This is a genomic window from Mongoliibacter ruber (assembly GCF_003003005.1).
Lineage (GTDB): Bacteria > Bacteroidota > Bacteroidia > Cytophagales > Cyclobacteriaceae > Mongoliibacter > Mongoliibacter ruber.
The window spans coordinates 40,743-59,096 of record NZ_PVTR01000016.1 but is presented as its reverse complement, the minus strand read 5'-3'; the positions used below and the strand labels follow the sequence as shown (position 1 = coordinate 59,096).

The window sequence follows — 18,354 nt, the reverse complement described above, 5'->3', positions numbered from 1 at the left end:
ATATTAGTTAAGGTTTGAGTGGTATGTTTTCAAGGCTTGTATAAGGGATGTATTTTCCTCCCTCGTTCCCAAAGAAATCCTGAGGCAATCTTCACACAATTGAACTTTGGATCTATCACGCAAAATAATCATTTGGCTTATCAAGTACTCGTAAATCTGCCTGGCATTGTCCATTCTAACTAAGAGAAAGTTGGCATGGGTTGGAAATATTTTCCTGACAAAATCAAACTGAGGCAACTCATTTTCAAAGTACATCCTTTCCTCAAATACTTTGTGAACCAAGTCCTTGATTTCGCTTGCCTTTTCCAATGATTCCAACACTTTCTGCTGAGTCAAACCTGAGATATTGTATGGTGGCTTTATCAAATTCAAAATCCTTATGATTTCCTGAGAAGCAAAAGCCATCCCTATTCTGAGGTTTGCCAAACCCCAAGCTTTGGAGAAAGTCTGCATCACCAAAAGGTTGGGAAATGTATCCAGTTCCACTGCAAAGCTCGGTTCATCTGAGAATTCTATGTAGGCCTCATCCACCACTACCAAACCGCTAAATTGTTCGATAATCTTACGGATGGCATTTCGGTCCATTTTGTTTCCGCTTGGGTTATTGGGAGAACAGATGAAAATGATTTTACTGTTTTCATCTACGGCTTCAATAATGCTATCAGGCTGGAGTTGAAAGTCGGGAGTAAGGGGTACTTTTTTTATAGCTATGTCATTGATGGCAGCAGATACCTCATACATACCATAGGTGGGAGGTAGCAACACTATGTTATCCTTTCCTGGGATGCAAAAGGCCCGCATCAGAAGATCAATTGCCTCATCACTTCCATTTCCCAAGAAGATCTGTTCAGGTTTAACGCCTTTTATTGGAGCTAGCTTCTCTTTGATATCAGCCTGGTAAGGATCCGGGTACCTATTGAAGGCTTCTCCCGTGAGCGAACCATAAGGGTTTTCGTTTGCATCCAGAAAAACTCCTATTTTTCCAGAATATTCATCTCTTGCAGAAGAATAAGGTTTGATGCTCAGGATGTGAGGTCGTAGTAATTTTTCCAGTTCAAATGCCATCTTACTTGTCTTCTAGATACTTTAACCTGATGGTGACTGCATTTTTATGGGCTTCCAAGAGCTCATTGCCAGCCATCACTTCGACAGTTGGTCCTAAATTTTTTATACCCTCTTCAGTGATTTTTTGATAAGTTATCTTTTTGACAAAACTATCCAAAGAAACCCCAGAGTAACTTTTGGCATAACCATAAGTAGGCAAAGTATGGTTGGTTCCCGAAGCATAATCACCAGCAGATTCGGGGGTATAGTTTCCTATAAACACAGACCCTGCATTCACTATGCTTGAAACCACCTCTTCTTCGTTTTCCACGCAGATAATTAGGTGCTCTGGTGCATAATCATTAATTAGTTTTATGGCTTTGTCTTCATTGCCTACGATGACAGCAACGGAGTTTTCCAATGCTCTTTTGGCAATTTCTTTACGAGGCAAAACTTCAAGTTGGGCATCAAGCTCTTTCATGACCTTGTCTTTTACCTTTTCTGAACTAGCGACCAAAATAACCTGAGAATCCACACCATGTTCGGCCTGGGACAAAAGATCAGCGGCAACAAAAGCCGGAACTGCAGAACTATCAGCATACACCAAAACCTCAGAAGGTCCTGCAGGCATATCTATTGCGACTCCTTTTTTAACAGCCAGTTGCTTTGCTGCTGTGACATACTGATTGCCAGGGCCAAAAATCTTGTCCACTTTGGGGACAGATTCAGTACCGTAAGTCATGGCAGCGATTGCCTGTGCACCTCCAGCCTTGACGATTTTGTCAATACCAATCAAATCAGCTGTATAAAGTATGGCTGGGTGAATATTCCCTTCCTTATCAGGAGGGGTACAAATGACTATCTCTTCACATCCAGCAATATTTGCAGGTATTCCCAACATCAATACAGTAGAAAAAAGAGGTGCTGTTCCTCCTGGAATATAGAGTCCCACCCTTTGTATAGGGACGGACTTCCGCATGCATGTGACACCTGGCATCACTTCCATCTCCAGGTCATTACCCGCTTGCGCTTCATGGAATTTTTCAATATTGCTCTTCGCTAAAATAATCGCCTTCTTTAATTCAGGCGATACTTTATCCTTGGCAAGCTTTACCTCTTCTACACTCACAAGCAATTTACTTATCTGCACATGGTCATATTCCAGAGCAAATTTGACAAGTGCCTTATCACCCAAGCGCTTTACTTTGCGCATAATGGGTTTTACTATTTTTTCTATATCCTTGGTTTTCTGAACAGGTCTTTTTAAAGCTTTTTTCCATTCAGACTTGGTAGGATTCAGTATCGTTTTCATGTGTCAATGAATAAAGTGTTTTGAAAAAGGTAGATGTCCTGACAGGCAGCATCAGTAATGTACCTAAACATCAAGATTGTAATTATATAACCATTTTTTCAATTGGAACTACCAAAATACCTTCGGCACCAGCTTCACGGAGTTCCTCTATATTTTCCCAAAATTGATCTTCGGATATCACGGAATGTACGGAAGACCAACCTTCTTTTGCCAAAGGTAAAATAGTTGGGCTTTTCATTCCTGGTATCAAGCTGATGATTTTATCCAGAGAATGGTTTGGCGCATTTAAAAGTACATATTTGTTACTTTTGCCTTTTTGTACTGCATTGATCCTAAAAAGGAGCTTGTCTACAATTTCGAGTTTTTCGGCGTCTAGTTTCTTGTTACTGATCAAAACCGCCTCAGACTTGAAGATTGATTCTACTTCCTTAAGTCCATTCATCATCAAAGTAGACCCTGAACTCACTATATCGCAAATACCTTCTGCCAAGCCTATGCTGGGAGCAATTTCTACCGACCCGGAGATTTCATGGATTTCTGCATGTACATTTTGATTTTCGAGGTAATCGCTCAATATTTTAGGATAGGAAGTGGCGATACTTTTTCCTTGAAAGAAATGAATGTTGGTATACTCTTCACCTTTTGGAATGGCAAGAGAAAGTCTACACTTTGAAAAACCGAGTCTTTTCAGTACGTTGACATCTTTGTCTTTTTCTACCAGTTCATTCTCTCCAACAATACCCAAATCAGCCACACCATCAGCCACATAGCCGGGGATGTCATCATCTCTCAGGAATAGAAACTCTATTGGAAAATTAGTAGATGTAGATTTGAGTTTACCTGTACCGTTATAAAACTTGATGCCACATTCTTTGATGAGGCTTAAGGAGTCGTCACTTAACCTGCCACTTTTTTGGACAGCAATTCTAATGATTGAATTCATGTATGCAATATACGTTTAGTATCAAAATGAAGTAAATGATTTTGGATGATAGGGCTGTATCAATTGCCGACAGCCTATCGCGGGCGATATGTAAACAATATTCCTCCTCAGGAGGAATGATGGATGTGATGAACAGCAGCAGCCGAAGCAATTGCATAAAAATGTATCTGATATGTGAAGGGTGTGTTCATCTGCTGACAAAGATATAAGCTAAATGATAACATACAAAAACTTAGATTGTTTTGTTGGGTGTTATTTTGGCAGAGAATAAAAGATTCTTAAATGGCGAGCATTAAGGTCTAATACAATCAATAGGGATCAACATCCACCACAAAGCGGACTGACCGAAAATCCTTGTGCGCAACCATTTCATTGATCAGGCTTTGCAAGTCTTGCTTGAATTGTGCCTGCGCGTTTCCTGCTTTGTCTATTTTTATTATGCTTTCAAAAATAAACTGGTTTTTGATCTTTCCTATTAAGCCTTTTTCAGGACCTAACATTATCTTTTTGACAGGTATATCACCCATCAGATTGTGTAGGCTTCTCGCAGCGCGTTCTGCGACTTTGTAATCCTTATGTCTGGTCGTGACTTTGATGATTTTGACAAAAGGAGGATAAAAGAACCGTTGACGGTCGCCCATTTCCTGTATGTAGAAGTTCTTATAATCTCCCTGTATGATCTGATGAAAAATCTGTTGATCTGGTTTCCTCGTCTGAATAATTACCTTGCCTTTTTTATCCCTTCTTCCAGCCCTGCCAGCCACTTGGGTAATCTGTTGGAACGCCCTCTCTCCTGCCCTGAAGTCAGGAAAAAATAAAATCCTATCAGCGTCCATTACCCCTACAACAGTCACTTTGCCAAAATCCAGACCTTTGGTGATCATTTGTGTACCCACCAAAATATCCACATTGCCACTTCCAAATTCCTCTAAAAGCCTCTGGTATCCATATTTGCTTCGGGTGGTATCCAAATCCATCCTCGCTACCCTCGCTTCTGGAAAAAGCAAAGAAATACTTTCCTCTATGCGCTCTGTTCCCAAACCCACAGCACTTAGTTTATTACTCCCACAAGCAGGACAGGTGGATGGGACCTTTTCCTTAAACCCGCAATAATGACAACGCATTTCTTCATTAAACTGGTGATATGTCAGGCTGACATCACAATGCTCACATTCTGGAATCCACCCGCAATCCTCACAGGAAATATAAGGAGCGTATCCCCTCCTGTTTTGAAAAATCAATACCTGTTCCTGGTTTTTCAATGCTTCTTGAATACTTTCCCTCAACAATCGGGTAAAGTCTAATTTGAGAAGGTTCTTCTTTTTGTCAACCAATATATCTGCCAAATGGTACTCCGGCAATTGGGCTTCTCCATATCTTTTCCCCAAAGAAACATAGCCGTATTTCCCGGTACGGGCATTGTAAAATGACTCAAATGAAGGTGTTGCTGAACCTAGTATTGTCTTGGCCTGATGCAGCCAAGCCAACATGATGGCGGAATCTCTGGCTTGAAACCTTGGTGCTGGTTCATATTGCTTGAAAGAAGACTCATGCTCTTCGTCCACTATTACCAATCCCAAACTGTCAAAGGGCAAGAACAATGAAGACCTTACTCCTACCACAAAAGATAATTTACCGCTCAATACACCATTCCAGACCTCTACCCTTTCATTATCAGAATACTTTGAATGAAACACTCCCATGTCACTGCCGAATACCTGTCTTAACCTCCCTACCATATGAGTAGTAAGGGCGATTTCAGGCAAAAGCAATAAAACCTGAGAACCTCCGGCCAAAGCCTCTTTAATCAAGGTAATGTAAATTTCAGTCTTTCCGCTTCCAGTTATCCCATGAAGGAGAAGGGTATTTTTATCCTCTAATTGAGTTTTTATCTGAGCAACTGCATCCAGTTGCAGCTCTGAAAGTATTATTTCTTCTTCAGACGGTTCCTCTTTTTCAAACCTACTGATAATAAGCTTATACTCTTCAAGAATGCCATTTTTGATCAGGGTTTTAAGGGATGAGGCGGAAAGATTGGCGTCGGTAAAGACTGATTTTTCTATCCCTTTCGTATTTAGGTCTGGGTTTTTATACACAGGTACTTCCTGAAGGTATTTGAGAAGAATCTCTTCTTGTTTGGCCTTGTTGGATAGTTCCTGAAAAACTCCTTCCAAAGCTTTTTTATCTGAGGCATACTCCTTAGATAGCCTGATACGCGTTTCTACTTTTGGACTATACTTCTCTTTTACTTGCTCAAAAACCAAGATGGCTTCCTTGATCACCAAACTCTTGATGATCCCATGAATAGACTTGATTCCCAATACCGATACACAATCATCATAAGTCATCTCACTTTTATTGGCCAAGGCCTGAAGCAATATGTCTTCCCTGTCATCCAAGGGATATGGTGAGGTATCTGAGTCGTATGTTGGGTTAAGTTGAATTTTACTCTCACTGCTCAGCTTCAAGCCAGATGGCAAAGCTGCATTCATGACTTCTCCTATATTGCAACAATAATACTCCGCCATCCAGGCCCAAAATCTTATCTGAAGTGGATTTACAGTAGCATGATTGTCAAGTAGGTCAAGGATTGGCTTTGCATCATAGGCTACAGGTGGCTTTTGATGCACTTTGCCAATGATTCCTGTCAGGATTTTCTTTTGGCCAAATTGAACAATCACCCTAAAACCAATCCCTATTTCATCCTTAAGATTTCTTGGGATTTTGTAGGTAAATAGCTTGGGAATCGGAACAGGGATAATGACATCCGCAAAAAATCCTGTCGATTCGGTTTCTTGATCAATAATTTCTCCAAAAAGATTTTCCAAAATCAGCTTATCTTAAATCAGGTATTTGTTTGATAGCTTCAGCTACATCAGTCACAGGCCTTTGGCAAGCCTTGTTGAAGCAAACGTAAATTAATGCATTTCCGTCTTTGTCTCCATGTTTTTGACTTAAGAGAGGTGGATTTTCTGTGACATCTTCTGACGCAGCTACAACTACTCCTGTGGGTAACAGTTTTTGGAGGATTTTAGCTTTTTCGTAAGCTCCCTTTCCAACAATAGCAATTTCAGCCTTTGGCACCAATGAGGTCAAATATAAAGAAGCCCAATTGCAAAGGAACCCTGGATCACGAACGATAAGTTTACGGATAGCTCCCAACATCTTGTTGGAAATCTCTGCAAAACTGTCCTCATAAAAAAAGAGAGACAAGTCCTGTAGGTTTCTCGCCATAATCGAATTGGAGGCTGGAATTACATTGTCAAAGAGTTCCTTCTTATTAGCGATTAGTTTTTCTGCTTGGGGATTATTGAAAAAAAAGAAACCATCTTTCTCATCATAAAACTGATCTATCACTGTATCTGCCAAAGTTTTGGCCCTATCCAGCCACAGTTTATCAAATGTGGCCTGATACAGGTCAATGCAGGCTCTGATCAATGCGGCATAATCCTCTAAAAACGCTGGAGTGTATGCCTGCCCATTTTTATAAGAGCGATACAATTGACCCTCAAGAAACATGTTATCGAAAATAAATGATCCATTTCTCAATGCAAGTGGCAATGCTTCAGCACTTGATTCACTCAGGTAAGCACTTACCAAGCCTGAAATCATCAAGCCATTCCAACCACTAAGTATTTTGTCATCCAAGCCTGGGTAAATCCGTTTATTCCTGACTTCAAGAAGATTTGATTTCAACCTGTTTAACCTCTCAATATAAGCTTCTTTTGATAAGCCTTCAGTAGCAGCAAGTTCCTCATATGATTTTGTCTGAAAGAGTATATTGACACCTTCTTCCCAGTTTCCTTGGTATTTAAGGTTGTAAATTTTGGATAACCAGCTCAAGTCCTCCCCAGCAATATTTTCAAGTTCTTCGTATGTCCAAGTATAAAATTTACCTTCTACACCTTCCGAATCTGCATCCTGGGCGGCATAAAACCCACCTTCTTCCTGAAGCATTTCATGCTGCAACCAAGCTACCGTTTCGACTACCTTTTCTTTAAAAAATTCATCTCCAGTAATGGAAAAAGCTTTTGCATATAGGTCGATAAGCTGCCCATTATCATAAAGCATTTTTTCAAAATGAGGTGCAAACCATTCCCCATCAACTGAATATCGCGCAAAGCCTCCACGAAGATGGTCATAAATGCCACCCATACCTATTTTTCTGAGGGTAAATAAAACCTTCTCCAAAAGGGGTGAATCTTTACTTTTTAAGGCGTAGTCCAACACAAAAGACCAAATTGAAGGCATGGGAAACTTGGGTTTACGGTTCATTCCACCCCATTCCAAATCAAATTGTGATGCTAATTTGTGGACAATATCAGCCAACTCATTTTTACTCAACTGAAGGACTTCATGTGACAAGCCGTATTTATCAAACTCTGAAGCTTGAAGGTTATTACCAAACTCCTGAGCGCTTTCTGCAAGTTGGTCAAAATGTTGTTCATAGGCCTCTCCGATACTTTGAAGCAACCCTTTCCATTGTTTGTTTGGAAAATAAGTGCCTCCATAAAAAGGCTTCTGATCTGGCATTAGAAAAACATTCAAAGGCCATCCTCCCTGCAATCCCATTGCTTGAACAGCATCCATGTAGATATTATCCAAATCAGGTCTTTCTTCTCTGTCTATTTTAATGCAGACAAAATACTCGTTCATCAATGCTGCAGTTGCCTCATCTTCAAATGACTCCTTTTCCATTACATGGCACCAATGACAGGCTGAATAGCCAATGCTGACAATAATGGGCTTATTTTCAGTTTTGGATTTATCCAACGCTTCTTTACCCCAAGGAAACCAGTTGACAGGGTTTTGAGCGTGTTGCAATAAATAAGGAGATTGGGCGTCTTTGAGTCTGTTCATACCTAATATATAAAAGAGTTTTGTCGGATTGCCCAAGAGCTCAGCTCTTAGTTCAGTTTATTAATGCAAAAAACGGAGCAACAGCATTGAAACTACTTGCCTCTATACTGTAATTGTTTTCTCAGGGCATCCAACTCTTTAGAAAAATCATAATCCCGGCTGTATCGTTCCAATTTTTTCTGAAGATTATCTAAAAACTTCATATGAGCTGGACTATCATGATTAAATGCTTTGTGCGCCAAATCCCTTTTGATACTTTCAAACTCTTGGATCAGTGCATAGGCTGAGGTATCAATCCATGATTTCTTGAACTTTTCCCATATAAAATCCTCTGCTTGGACATTGGGATGGATCAAATCTTCTTTGTAGAATCTGTAGTCCCTTAGCTCATCTACCATGATTTCATAACTTGGGAAATACTCAATAAAATCATAGGTCTCTGTCAAGTCATTAGCTGCCAATCTCAAAACTGATTTACTGAGCTGGTTTTCGGGAATTCCATCCTTAGTATGCCTTACGGGACTTACAGTCAAAAGTACCTGTACATCAGGATTGACTTGTCTGAGGATATTGAACAATCCACTGAATGCTTTTTGGATTTCATCAGGATGAAGGAGTCTTTTTTCGAAATTCCTGGAAGGCTGCTTATGGCAGTTCGCTACCACTTGACCAGTACCCAGATGCTCATATACCCAAGCCGTACCAAAAGTAAGGATGATGTGAGAAGCTGATTCCAATACAAGCTTACTTTGTTGCTGCTTCTTTTGAATCAAGCGCTCTAAAGAATCTTGGCTGTAAGCAACAACATCCGAATGCATTCCATAATGAAGGTGCAAACCTTCCCTGATCAACAATGCTTTTTGATTGACGGGCATTTCAAGGATGGAATCCTCCATCAACTGCGCTAGTGAAATCGGATTGAAGATGGTTCCAAAAGGGTTGTTGAGCACCCGAAACTTTCGTTCTGAAAGTTTTTCCGAGATCATGGTTGAAAAACAGGATCCTATGGAAAAGACAGAAGATTGGTGATTAATTTTGGTATTTCCCTCGGGGATATCAAACGATGTAGTCCATTGCATGGCTTAAAAATAGAAATAAAGGAATTGAAGTCCCGAATAAAACGCGACAAATTTTTTTTTCATAGTTTTGCGGGCAGATTTAAAAAAGCTACGATGAAAAATTCTGAAATAAAATTCAACATCCAATTGGATGAAAAAAACTTACCAAAGACAATCAAGTGGGATGCTTCCGATAAGGAGTCTGAAGGTATGGAAGACACAAAAAGCATCAGTCTTAATGTATGGGACAGTTTGAATCACAGCACCTTACGCATTGACCTTTGGACGGAGGAGATGTCTGTAGTAGAGATGAAACGTTTTTACATAGATGTGCTTGGAGGTATGGCACAGACAATTCTTAACAGTACCGGTGATGAATACATGTCAGAGGAGATCAAAGAACTCTGTGATAGATTGGTAAGACATGTAAACGAAGAAAATCAAAAGAAAAGTTAATTGAGGTATCTTAAAAAATGCCTTTTGAATTAATTGAACCTACTCCAAATATCAGGGGTAGGTTCTTTTTTTTGTAAATCCTATCTGAAAATTATCTTAAAAATAATATGCTGCTTAATTTTTGATAAAATTGAATTAATTGCACTCAGGAGGATTTTACTTTAAATATTTGATACTTTTTTTAATAATATTTAAATGTTTTTCCTTGAAAATGAATGAGTTTCCAAATAAATATTTCAGGTCTAAAAAAAAAGACGAAATTAATTCACTGCATAACTATTGAAAATTAGGAAATTCATCTAAATTTCACACTAATTAACAAGTTATTGTTGCTGTTAGGCGACTTTTAACAAATAACCCATTATAGCTTATGCAAAAATTTACAAAAAGTACATGGCGTACAGTACTGCTGTTGATCGCTATGGTTTCCTTAGGTGCGGGACAGGTTTTTGCCCAAACCACTAACATTTCAGGGACAGTGACTGAAGAGGGTACCAATGAAACGCTCATTGGTGTGAACATTTTGGTGAAAGGAAGGGTAATTGGGACCGTTACGGATCTGAGGGGAAACTTCAGCCTAAGAGTGAACCAAGCTCCTCCCCTTACACTGGTTTTTTCCATGATTGGATTTGCTTCGAAAGAAGTGGAAATCACAGATGCCAACGTAAGTAACCTTCGGGTGAGTCTTGCCGAACAGTCCATGCTTGGCCAGGAAGTGGTAGTATCGGCTTCCCGTGTGGAAGAGAGCATTCTCCAATCCCCTGTGTCAATTGAAAAAATGGATATTCTAGCCATTCGAGACACACCAGCTGACAATTACTATAAAGGTATTGCCAACCTAAAAGGCGTGGACGTGACCACATCTTCCATCAATTTTCAAATCATCAATGCCAGAGGGTTCAATTCAACCGGTAATACAAGGTTTGTCCAGTTGACTGATGGTATGGATACTCAGGCTCCAGCCTTGAACTTTCCTATCGGCAACCTAAATGGTCCATCTGAGCTTGATGTGGAATCTGTGGAATTTATTCCAGGAGCATCTTCTGCACTATACGGACCAAATGCCTTCAACGGTATCCTTTTGGTAAATAGTAAAAGCCCATTTGAATATCAAGGTTTGAGTGCATTTGTCAAACAAGGTGTCAACCATATCAATGGAAGACCAGGAGAGCCACAAAGCGCACAACCTATGTATGAAGGCTCCATCAGGTATGCCAAAGCTTTCAACAACAAATTTGCCTTCAAATTAAACGCTTCTTACATGCAGGCAACAGATTGGCATGGTACAGATCAGACAGATCTTTCAAGAGAAAACCAAGGCAATCTAGACTTCAATCCAGGTGCAAACAGAGTTCATGTGTTTGGTGACGAAGTTTCCAACAACATCGGCTTATTGAGAAATGTAGCTGGATTACAACAAGCATTTGGCCCGGCAGTAAATAGCTTACCAGATCAAATTGTATCCAGAACTGGATATGACGAAAGGGAATTGGTAGATTATAATGCTAAAAACCTAAAGTTGAACGGTGCCCTTCATTACAGGATTACTGATAAATCAGAATTGTCCTATACTATGAACTATGGTGCGGGTACTTCTGTGTACACTGGTGCTCAAAGATACTCTTTGGCCAACTTTTCCATCATTCAGCACAAATTGGAGCTTAAGGGAGACAATTACTTCCTAAGGGGCTATACCACTATAGAAAACTCAGGTGACTCTTTCATTGCTGATTTGACAGGTGTAGCCATCAATGACAGGTGGAAATCAAACACTGATTGGTTTGGCCAATATGCCGGTGCTTACTTGACCAATTTAATACAAGGCCAAGGAGTAGCTCCAGGTCAAATGGGATCCCCTGAACAACAAGCAGCAGCGCATAGATTTGCCAGAGGTGTTGCGGATACAGGAAGAATTATGCCTGGAACTCCTGAATTTGATGCTGCTGCCAGCGCAGTAAGAAGTGAAGTGATTCCTCAAGGATCCCTTTTTGATGACAGGTCAAGAATGAACATGCTGGAAGGGCAGTATGATTTCAAAAATGAAATCGATTTTATGGACCTTCAAGTGGGTGGTTCTTACAGGGTGTATGACTTAAGATCCAACGGAACCATCTTTGCTGATACAGAAGGCAATGACATTACCATACAAGAAATTGGTGGTTTTGCGCAAGGCGCAAAAAGATTCCTTGATGACAAGTTGAAAATCACCGGTTCGATCAGGTATGATAAAAATGAGAACTTCAAGGGGCAATTTAACCCTAGAATTTCAGGTGTATATACCCAAGGTAACAACAACATCAGGTTGTCCTATCAAACTGGTTTCAGAAATCCAACTACCCAAGGACAGCATATTGATTTGAATGTGGTTTCTGCCAGGCTGATTGGTGGCTTACCGTTCTACAGAGACAAATACAATATTTTTGACAACGCTTATTCCTTGGCTTCTGTCAACAATTATGTAGCGGCTGTAGGTTCAGGATTGTCTCCAGTAGACCCAAGAGCAACCTCCTTACTTGAAAGAGTAGAATCATTACCTGAATTGAGACCAGAAAGGGTACAGTCTTTCGAAATTGGTTACAAAAGTTTGATTGCTGATAACAGGCTATTGATAGATGCAGCTTATTACTATAACATCTACAATGACTTTATCACTCAAACGGCAGTGAGAAAAGCTCCAGGTCCAATTTTCCCTGGTGCCATGCCAAATACAGACCAAGGAGCATTAAACGCAATCAACGCTCCTACTCTATTGACCCCAATTACTACTCCAGGAATGGAGAACACCTTCCAGACCTACACCAACATCGTAGACGAAGAAGTGAGGGCCCATGGCGCTGCAATAGGTTTGACATATAGTCTTCCTAGCAATTACACCATTGGAGGTAACTACAATTTCAACAGGTTGATCTCTACAATCGGAGATGATTTCTTGAATGATTTCAACACACCTGAGCACAAGACTAATATTACCTTTGCCAACAGAAGATTGACTGACAAATTAGGCTTCGGTATAACGTATAGGTACCAAACTGCATTCAGATGGGAATCAACTTTCGCTCAAGGAGATGTACCTGAAATACACAACTTTGATGCTCAAATAAGCTACAGATTGAAAGAATTGAAGTCAATTGTAAAATTGGGCGGATCCAACCTCTTCAATCAGAGGTATATCCAAAACTTCGGTGGCCCTACCATCGGTGCGATATATTACATCTCTATCACATTTGATGAATTGTTAAACTAATATTCCCAAATACTATGAGCATATTCAAAAATTTCAAATATATAGTACTTGCGGCCGTAGTAGCTTCCTGTACCTACGATTTTCCAGAACCGGATGTAGCACAACCAACCTCTGGCTCTGCAGACCTTACCAGAATAATTTCAGTGGGAAATTCCCTAACAGCTGGCTTTATGGACGGTGCCCTATACAATAGAGGTCAGCAAAACTCATTTGCGGTGATCTTGGCAGAACAGGCCAAGGCTGTTGGTGGTGGAGATTTTAATGTCCCTGAAATCAATTCAGAAAACGGATTTTTTCAAATGGGACCTCAAGGTCCATTGGGAAGGCTCGTTTTGACTGTCAATCCCAATACGGGAGCAACAGCACCAGCTCCAATCGGAGCAGGAGAAGTGCCTGGGAACTTTGCTGGAAACAAAGCTGAGTTGAATAATTTCGGCGTACCTGGGATCACATTATTAACAGGATTGATTCCTCAAACCGGTGGTCCGGCTGTACCTGAAAATCCAGCCTACAATAGAATGTACGAAAGGTTTGCTTCAGCTCCTGGAACATCTACTGTAATTGGCGATGCAGCAGCTGCTTTGGCAACAGGGGGTACATTCTTCACCTTTTGGTTAGGAAATAACGATGTCCTAGGTTATGCTACTGGAGGAGCATCCAACCCAGCAATTCTTACATCTGATGCTGATTTTCAGCAAAGATTAGGCGCTGCATTAGGCGCAATGCTACAAGCAAATCCTGATGCAAAAGGTGCTGTGGCAAATATTCCAAGTTTGGCGGTATTGCCTTACTTTACATTGGTGCCATGGAATGCCCTTCCTCTGGCACAGGCACAAGCAGATCAAGCCAATGCGGGTTACGTGCCATACAATGCCGGTCTTGCGCAAGTACGTGGTTTAGGCCTAATTTCTGCAGAAGAAGAAGCTTACAGAAGAATTGAGTTCAGTGCTGGACAAAACGGCTTTGTGATGGATGATGAAAACCTGACTGATCTTTCAGCATTAGGTTTGCCTTCTATCAGACAAAGTAAACCTGCAGACCGGGCGACTTTACCGCTATCCTCGGCTTTGGGTCAAGTGATTGGAGGAAATCCTGCGCTGATCAGAGGCATCAGTTTCCCAGTTGAAGACAATTTCGTGTTGACTCCTGAAGAACAAGAAGAGATCAGCACAAAAATCACTGCCTTCAATGGCTTTATTAACGCTGCTGTACAGTCAAATAATGACAGATTGGTATTGGTTGATGTCAACAACTTACTAAATAGAGTATTATCTGGTCAGGTAGCTTCAGGAGGTGTAACACTTACTGCATCCATCATTCCTCCAAATGGCGGTTTCTCTTTAGATGGAGTGCATCCAAATGCCCGTGCCCATGCTTTTGTAGCAAACCTCTTTATTGACAGGATCAATGAAAAATGGGGAGCAAACATTCCTCATGCCAATCCAAATGCATATATCGGAAATGATCTTCCTAGGTAATTAAATAATACTATCATAATTAAAAAAGACCACCCCAATCAGGTGGTCTTTTTTTTATTTAAAGGATTTTGCCTTTACAAAGCTCATTTCACCTATGCACACATTTTCAAATTGTGAGAACCGCAAAAATGAACACAGATATCAAGGATAAACACAAATGAAAAGGAGTTCTACTACAAAAATAAGGGTGCACTGCGAGAGAATTACTTCCAGGTGCTACGGTAATTTAAAATGAATGGATTTATCAAAAAAAAACCGGCTCAGGATCAAACCCGAGCCGGAAATATATAGTTCTTCTAATTTTTAAATCTTACAATTTTCCAATATTTCAATCCTTTAAAGTAGACAAGTAAGCCACCAAATCCCTGATTTCTCTTCTGCTCAATACCGCTTTCATATCTGGCATACTGGATGGTGCGTCCCTTCTTTCAGCAATATCCTTTTTTTGCACCAAAGTATCCGGACTATTGCCTTGCTTGACAAGAATAGAAGCATTGTTTTCTTCAGACAAGACTCCTGTTACCCTCTTACCGTCTTCCAAATTCAAGGTCACAATACCATAACCGGGAGCAATCCTTTTACTTGGGTCTACCAAGGACTCTAATATTTCCTGCCTATTCAAGGTGGAAGCGATACCGTTCATCGGAGGCCCAACATTTCCCCCCATATCATCATATGCATGACAACGCATACATTGGCCCGTTTGGGATTGAAAGAAAAGTGTCCTTCCTCTCACCACATCACCTCCATTGAGGCTACTTTGGTAAGAAGCGATCATATCCCCATCCCATAGCTTAGCTGCGGCCGCTGCATATTTGTCCGTGAGCTCTTGATCATCTGCATTTTCTACCGCTTCAGAAAGCTCCAACAATATATCGGTAGGCAGCTTATTGGAGGCCATTTGGTTAAGCAATCCTTCAAATGTGCCTTTTGTATATTCCACAGGAACTTTGCCCAGAGAAATCAAGGCCGCTTGTTTTTCTTCAGTAGTTCTTTTTTCGATTACCTCCGATAGAAGATTAACTTTCAATTCCCTATCCAATTCCAATTGTTCCAAAAGAGTCAGACCTGCAACACGTACGGTTTTGTCGCTATCTGCCAAGGCCTTCTCTATAGCAATTGGTGTTTCTTGCGCTTCCATTCTAGAGATAGCTTTCAAAGCAGCAATTTTCACATCTGAAGAGGGATCTGATTGGACCAATGCCAAAAGCGGGCTTGAAGCTTCTTCAATATCAAGTCTTCCCAAAGCATTCACTGCACTAAGTCTCAATTCAGGACTTCTCTCATTAAGCATTGCCATAAGGGCTCCACTGGCTTTTTCTCTAACCAAAATCCCATCACGATTGACCTCTCCTCTATACCTTCCATCAACCCTATCCAGCACCGATGGCTTGGTCCACGTGCCCAAAGCTTCAATTGCTTCTTGCCTCATGGCCAATGGTGCATCTTTTTTCTGAATATAAGCAATCAGGTTCTCCATCGCCTTGTCAGTACCCACCCTGAGATTAGCACTGATAGCCCTGCGAATCAATGGCTCGTTTTGATAAGGCGTACGTACCAAAAGATCACCTAAAGCCGGTAAAGCTTCTTCTATAGAGAAATCATCATTGATAGCGCGGGCCAATTCAGTCAAAATGTATTCGTCATTGTCTTGGATAAACTTGGCTATATCAGGATGCTCCAGCCTCCTCAAAGCCAATACAGCTCCAAGGCGAACCGCTTTACTGGGATGGTCCCAAAGCGCCCCAACTTGCTCGGGCTCATTGATCCTAGCCAAGGCCAAAGAAGCTGCATGTCTGATGTAAGCGTCTTCATTGTCATTCCGTTCCAGAAGCAATACCAAAGGCTTGAAGGCAGGAGCATATTCCATTCTTCCAATGGCTTCAGCTGCAAAAAACCTATTTCTTGGATCTTCATTCGTAAGCAAAGCCAACATGTACTCAGCCGCTGGTTTGTACTTGATGTCACCCAACCACTTGGCAGCCTGTGAACGGATTTCAGGATCAGCGTCTTTAAGAAGTGGAATTAACTTTTTGGCATGGTCAGGATTATCCATTCGGGCAAGCTGACTGATACCAACTATAGCATTGATTCTACCTAATTGATTTTCTTTCTGATCTAGGGCTTTTTGGAAAACCTCCGCACCTTTTGAACCTCTTTTGGCCAATTCAAATTGGGCTTTTCTTCTAATTCGTAAATCCTCAAATAACAAATGATCCAGCAATTCATCTTCATTCATCTTACTATAATCGAGGGTGATCCTTCTTTGGGTCTCTTTTCTAGCCTCCCAGTTTTTACCTTCCTCATCCTCAATTTTCCAAATTCGGCCATAGTTTTTATTTCCCCAGCCGTTGATCCAATCCGCTGCATAAATTGCACCATCAGGCCCAAAGTCAATTCCTGTAGGCAACATCTGGCTTTGAATCATTTCTGTTTCAGCCAATTCAAATGTCGCTCCCTGCGGCTTTAGCTTGAAAGCATGTATTCCGGACCTTGCTGGATTGCCCACAAACTCCACCACAAAAAAAGTGTTTTTCCATCTTGGTGCCAATGCCGTCCCTGGATTGTAAATCATGCCGGTAGGTCCATTCACATAGTTGATAATTGGAGGTGTGATATATGCAGCCTGACCTTCATGTCTAGGAATGTACATATTTTCATCCATCCAGACCTTGTAAGTGTTGTTGTCAGGATCTCTGTACTTGCCAAACTGCCAGTTGATCCTCCATCCTGTATCAGAACCATTGACCAGGTAAACCAAGCGCTCACTCTCGCCACGATGGTCTCCGTCATTGTCTACAGATATCAGGTTGTTGTATTCATCAAAAACAAACTCGTGTGTATTTCTTACGCCCATGGCGAAAACTTCAAAGTCTGAACCATCTGGGTTAGACCGAACTACTACTCCCCTGTTGGGATATTTCCAACGTTGACCATCTTGGTCCACTCCATTGAAACCAATATCACCTATGGCCCAGTAGATCCTTCCATCAGGCCCTACCGTGGCACCTGACATGCCGTGCGCACCGAAACCGATATGAATTCCATAACCATGAGAAATGGAAGTTTTTTCGTCCATGATCCCATCCCCGTTTTTGTCTTTAAGTCGCCACATATCGGGCCCTACTCCCACAAAGAGATCGCCCTCATGCATCAAAACAGCTGCAGCGATATCTGTCACCTCTTCGTGAAAATCTTCCACCATTTTTTGAGTCCAATCTGCTAAGCCATCACCATTGCTATCTTTTACTTGATATATGCTCTCTTTGATCTCCAGCATGTCTCTCCAATCATGAGAACCATCCTGGTTATAGTCCTTCAACCATTGGTTTTTGTCTGAATTTTCAGGAGCAAGCTCTCTACGGAGAAATGCCCTTTTTTCCTCTATATCCTGAAGAGAAATGGATTCTATCTCCCAATCTTGATGGCCACGGATATCAAATTCCACTTTGCCAAGCCTGCCAGAACTGGTATAATAAAGCGTCCCATCTTCACCCATATTGATGGAGATCGGGTCCACAATAAGAGAATCCACTGCCCAGAGAGACATGGTCAATCCTTCCGCTAATGTAGGGTTCATGCTGGCTTCAATTTCATCGGCCATGCGACGGACCTCATCGTGGTCCATTTGGGTGATTCGGAGATCTTCGGGGGATTTGGTCTTTTCCTGACAGCCAAAAACAGCCATGAAAAGAATCGGAAAGCTGAGCTTACCAAGTAGGTGATTAGGTTTCATAGGTTTATTGTTCAATCGATTGAATTAAATTTCAATATACCAAAAAACTAAAAAATCCAATCTGCAAAATAAGGAAATGGAAAAAGAGTGGGTTGATAGGTGAAAATATAGGTTTCCTAAATGAATTGTTAGGGGAAATTAATAGAAAAAATTCAGGTCACCTAAAATTTAATTTCTCTGTTGAAATCACAATTCGACGTTTTTACCTAAATTGTAAGTGCTG

10 protein-coding genes are annotated in these 18,354 nt (G+C 41.0%); 3 read left to right on the top strand and 7 right to left on the bottom strand.

Going from position 1 to position 18,354, the window contains the following annotated elements; translation table 11 throughout:
* Positions 1-3 precede the first annotated feature (3 nt).
* The 6 genes from hisC to CLW00_RS19315 form a co-directional block, all read right to left on the bottom strand.
* Positions 4-1,065 carry a histidinol-phosphate transaminase gene (hisC, locus tag CLW00_RS19340; protein ID WP_106135358.1) on the bottom strand — a complete coding sequence of 354 codons (1,062 nt, stop codon included), beginning with the start codon at positions 1,063-1,065 and terminating at the stop codon, positions 4-6.
* Position 1,066: 1 nt separating this feature from the next.
* Positions 1,067-2,356, bottom strand: coding sequence for a histidinol dehydrogenase (gene hisD, locus CLW00_RS19335; RefSeq protein ID WP_106135357.1), 1,290 nt, complete (start codon positions 2,354-2,356; stop codon positions 1,067-1,069).
* 82 nt (positions 2,357-2,438) lie between these two features.
* Complete coding sequence (hisG, locus tag CLW00_RS19330; protein WP_106135356.1) at positions 2,439-3,299, bottom strand: ATP phosphoribosyltransferase; 861 nt, start codon at positions 3,297-3,299, stop codon at positions 2,439-2,441.
* A gap of 308 nt (positions 3,300-3,607) precedes the next feature.
* A complete protein-coding gene (priA, locus tag CLW00_RS19325; RefSeq protein ID WP_106135355.1) occupies positions 3,608-6,127 on the bottom strand; it encodes a replication restart helicase PriA in 2,520 nt (839 codons plus the stop codon).
* Between the two features lie 7 nt (positions 6,128-6,134).
* Complete coding sequence (locus CLW00_RS19320) at positions 6,135-8,159, bottom strand: thioredoxin domain-containing protein (protein ID WP_106135354.1); 2,025 nt, start codon at positions 8,157-8,159, stop codon at positions 6,135-6,137.
* Positions 8,160-8,251: 92 nt separating this feature from the next.
* Positions 8,252-9,238 carry a GSCFA domain-containing protein gene (locus CLW00_RS19315; protein WP_106135353.1) on the bottom strand — a complete coding sequence of 329 codons (987 nt, stop codon included), beginning with the start codon at positions 9,236-9,238 and terminating at the stop codon, positions 8,252-8,254.
* 93 nt (positions 9,239-9,331) lie between these two features.
* Between CLW00_RS19315 and gldC the strand changes: the two genes are divergently transcribed.
* The 3 genes from gldC (at position 9,332) to CLW00_RS19300 (ending at position 14,395) form a co-directional block, all read left to right on the top strand.
* Positions 9,332-9,673, top strand: coding sequence for a gliding motility protein GldC (gene gldC, locus CLW00_RS19310; protein WP_106135376.1), 342 nt, complete (start codon positions 9,332-9,334; stop codon positions 9,671-9,673).
* Between the two features lie 370 nt (positions 9,674-10,043).
* Positions 10,044-12,917 (top strand): TonB-dependent receptor, encoded by a 2,874-nt coding sequence (locus CLW00_RS19305; RefSeq protein ID WP_106135352.1) that lies wholly within the window; start codon positions 10,044-10,046, stop codon positions 12,915-12,917.
* Between the two features lie 14 nt (positions 12,918-12,931).
* Positions 12,932-14,395, top strand: coding sequence for a hypothetical protein (locus tag CLW00_RS19300; protein ID WP_106135351.1), 1,464 nt, complete (start codon positions 12,932-12,934; stop codon positions 14,393-14,395).
* Between the two features lie 328 nt (positions 14,396-14,723).
* Here CLW00_RS19300 and CLW00_RS19295 read toward each other — a convergent pair whose 3' ends face one another.
* The gene (locus CLW00_RS19295; RefSeq protein WP_106135350.1) at positions 14,724-18,131 is read right to left on the bottom strand and encodes a HEAT repeat domain-containing protein; all 3,408 of its coding nucleotides are present in this window, start codon (positions 18,129-18,131) and stop codon (positions 14,724-14,726) included.
* Positions 18,132-18,354 lie beyond the last annotated feature (223 nt).

Bases quoted from the DNA above. Each gene is read 5' to 3' on its own strand.
- CLW00_RS19305 (WP_106135352.1), top strand. From the start codon at position 10,044: ATGCAAAAATTTACAAAAAGTACATGGCGTACAGTACTGCTGTTGATC.
- CLW00_RS19300 (WP_106135351.1), top strand. From the start codon at position 12,932: ATGAGCATATTCAAAAATTTCAAATATATAGTACTTGCGGCCGTAGTA.
- hisD (WP_106135357.1), bottom strand. From the start codon at position 2,356: ATGAAAACGATACTGAATCCTACCAAGTCTGAATGGAAAAAAGCTTTA.
- hisG (WP_106135356.1), bottom strand. From the start codon at position 3,299: ATGAATTCAATCATTAGAATTGCTGTCCAAAAAAGTGGCAGGTTAAGT.
- CLW00_RS19295 (WP_106135350.1), bottom strand. From the start codon at position 18,131: ATGAAACCTAATCACCTACTTGGTAAGCTCAGCTTTCCGATTCTTTTC.
- CLW00_RS19320 (WP_106135354.1), bottom strand. From the start codon at position 8,159: ATGAACAGACTCAAAGACGCCCAATCTCCTTATTTATTGCAACACGCT.
- gldC (WP_106135376.1), top strand. From the start codon at position 9,332: ATGAAAAATTCTGAAATAAAATTCAACATCCAATTGGATGAAAAAAAC.
- hisC (WP_106135358.1), bottom strand. From the start codon at position 1,065: ATGGCATTTGAACTGGAAAAATTACTACGACCTCACATCCTGAGCATC.
- CLW00_RS19315 (WP_106135353.1), bottom strand. From the start codon at position 9,238: ATGCAATGGACTACATCGTTTGATATCCCCGAGGGAAATACCAAAATT.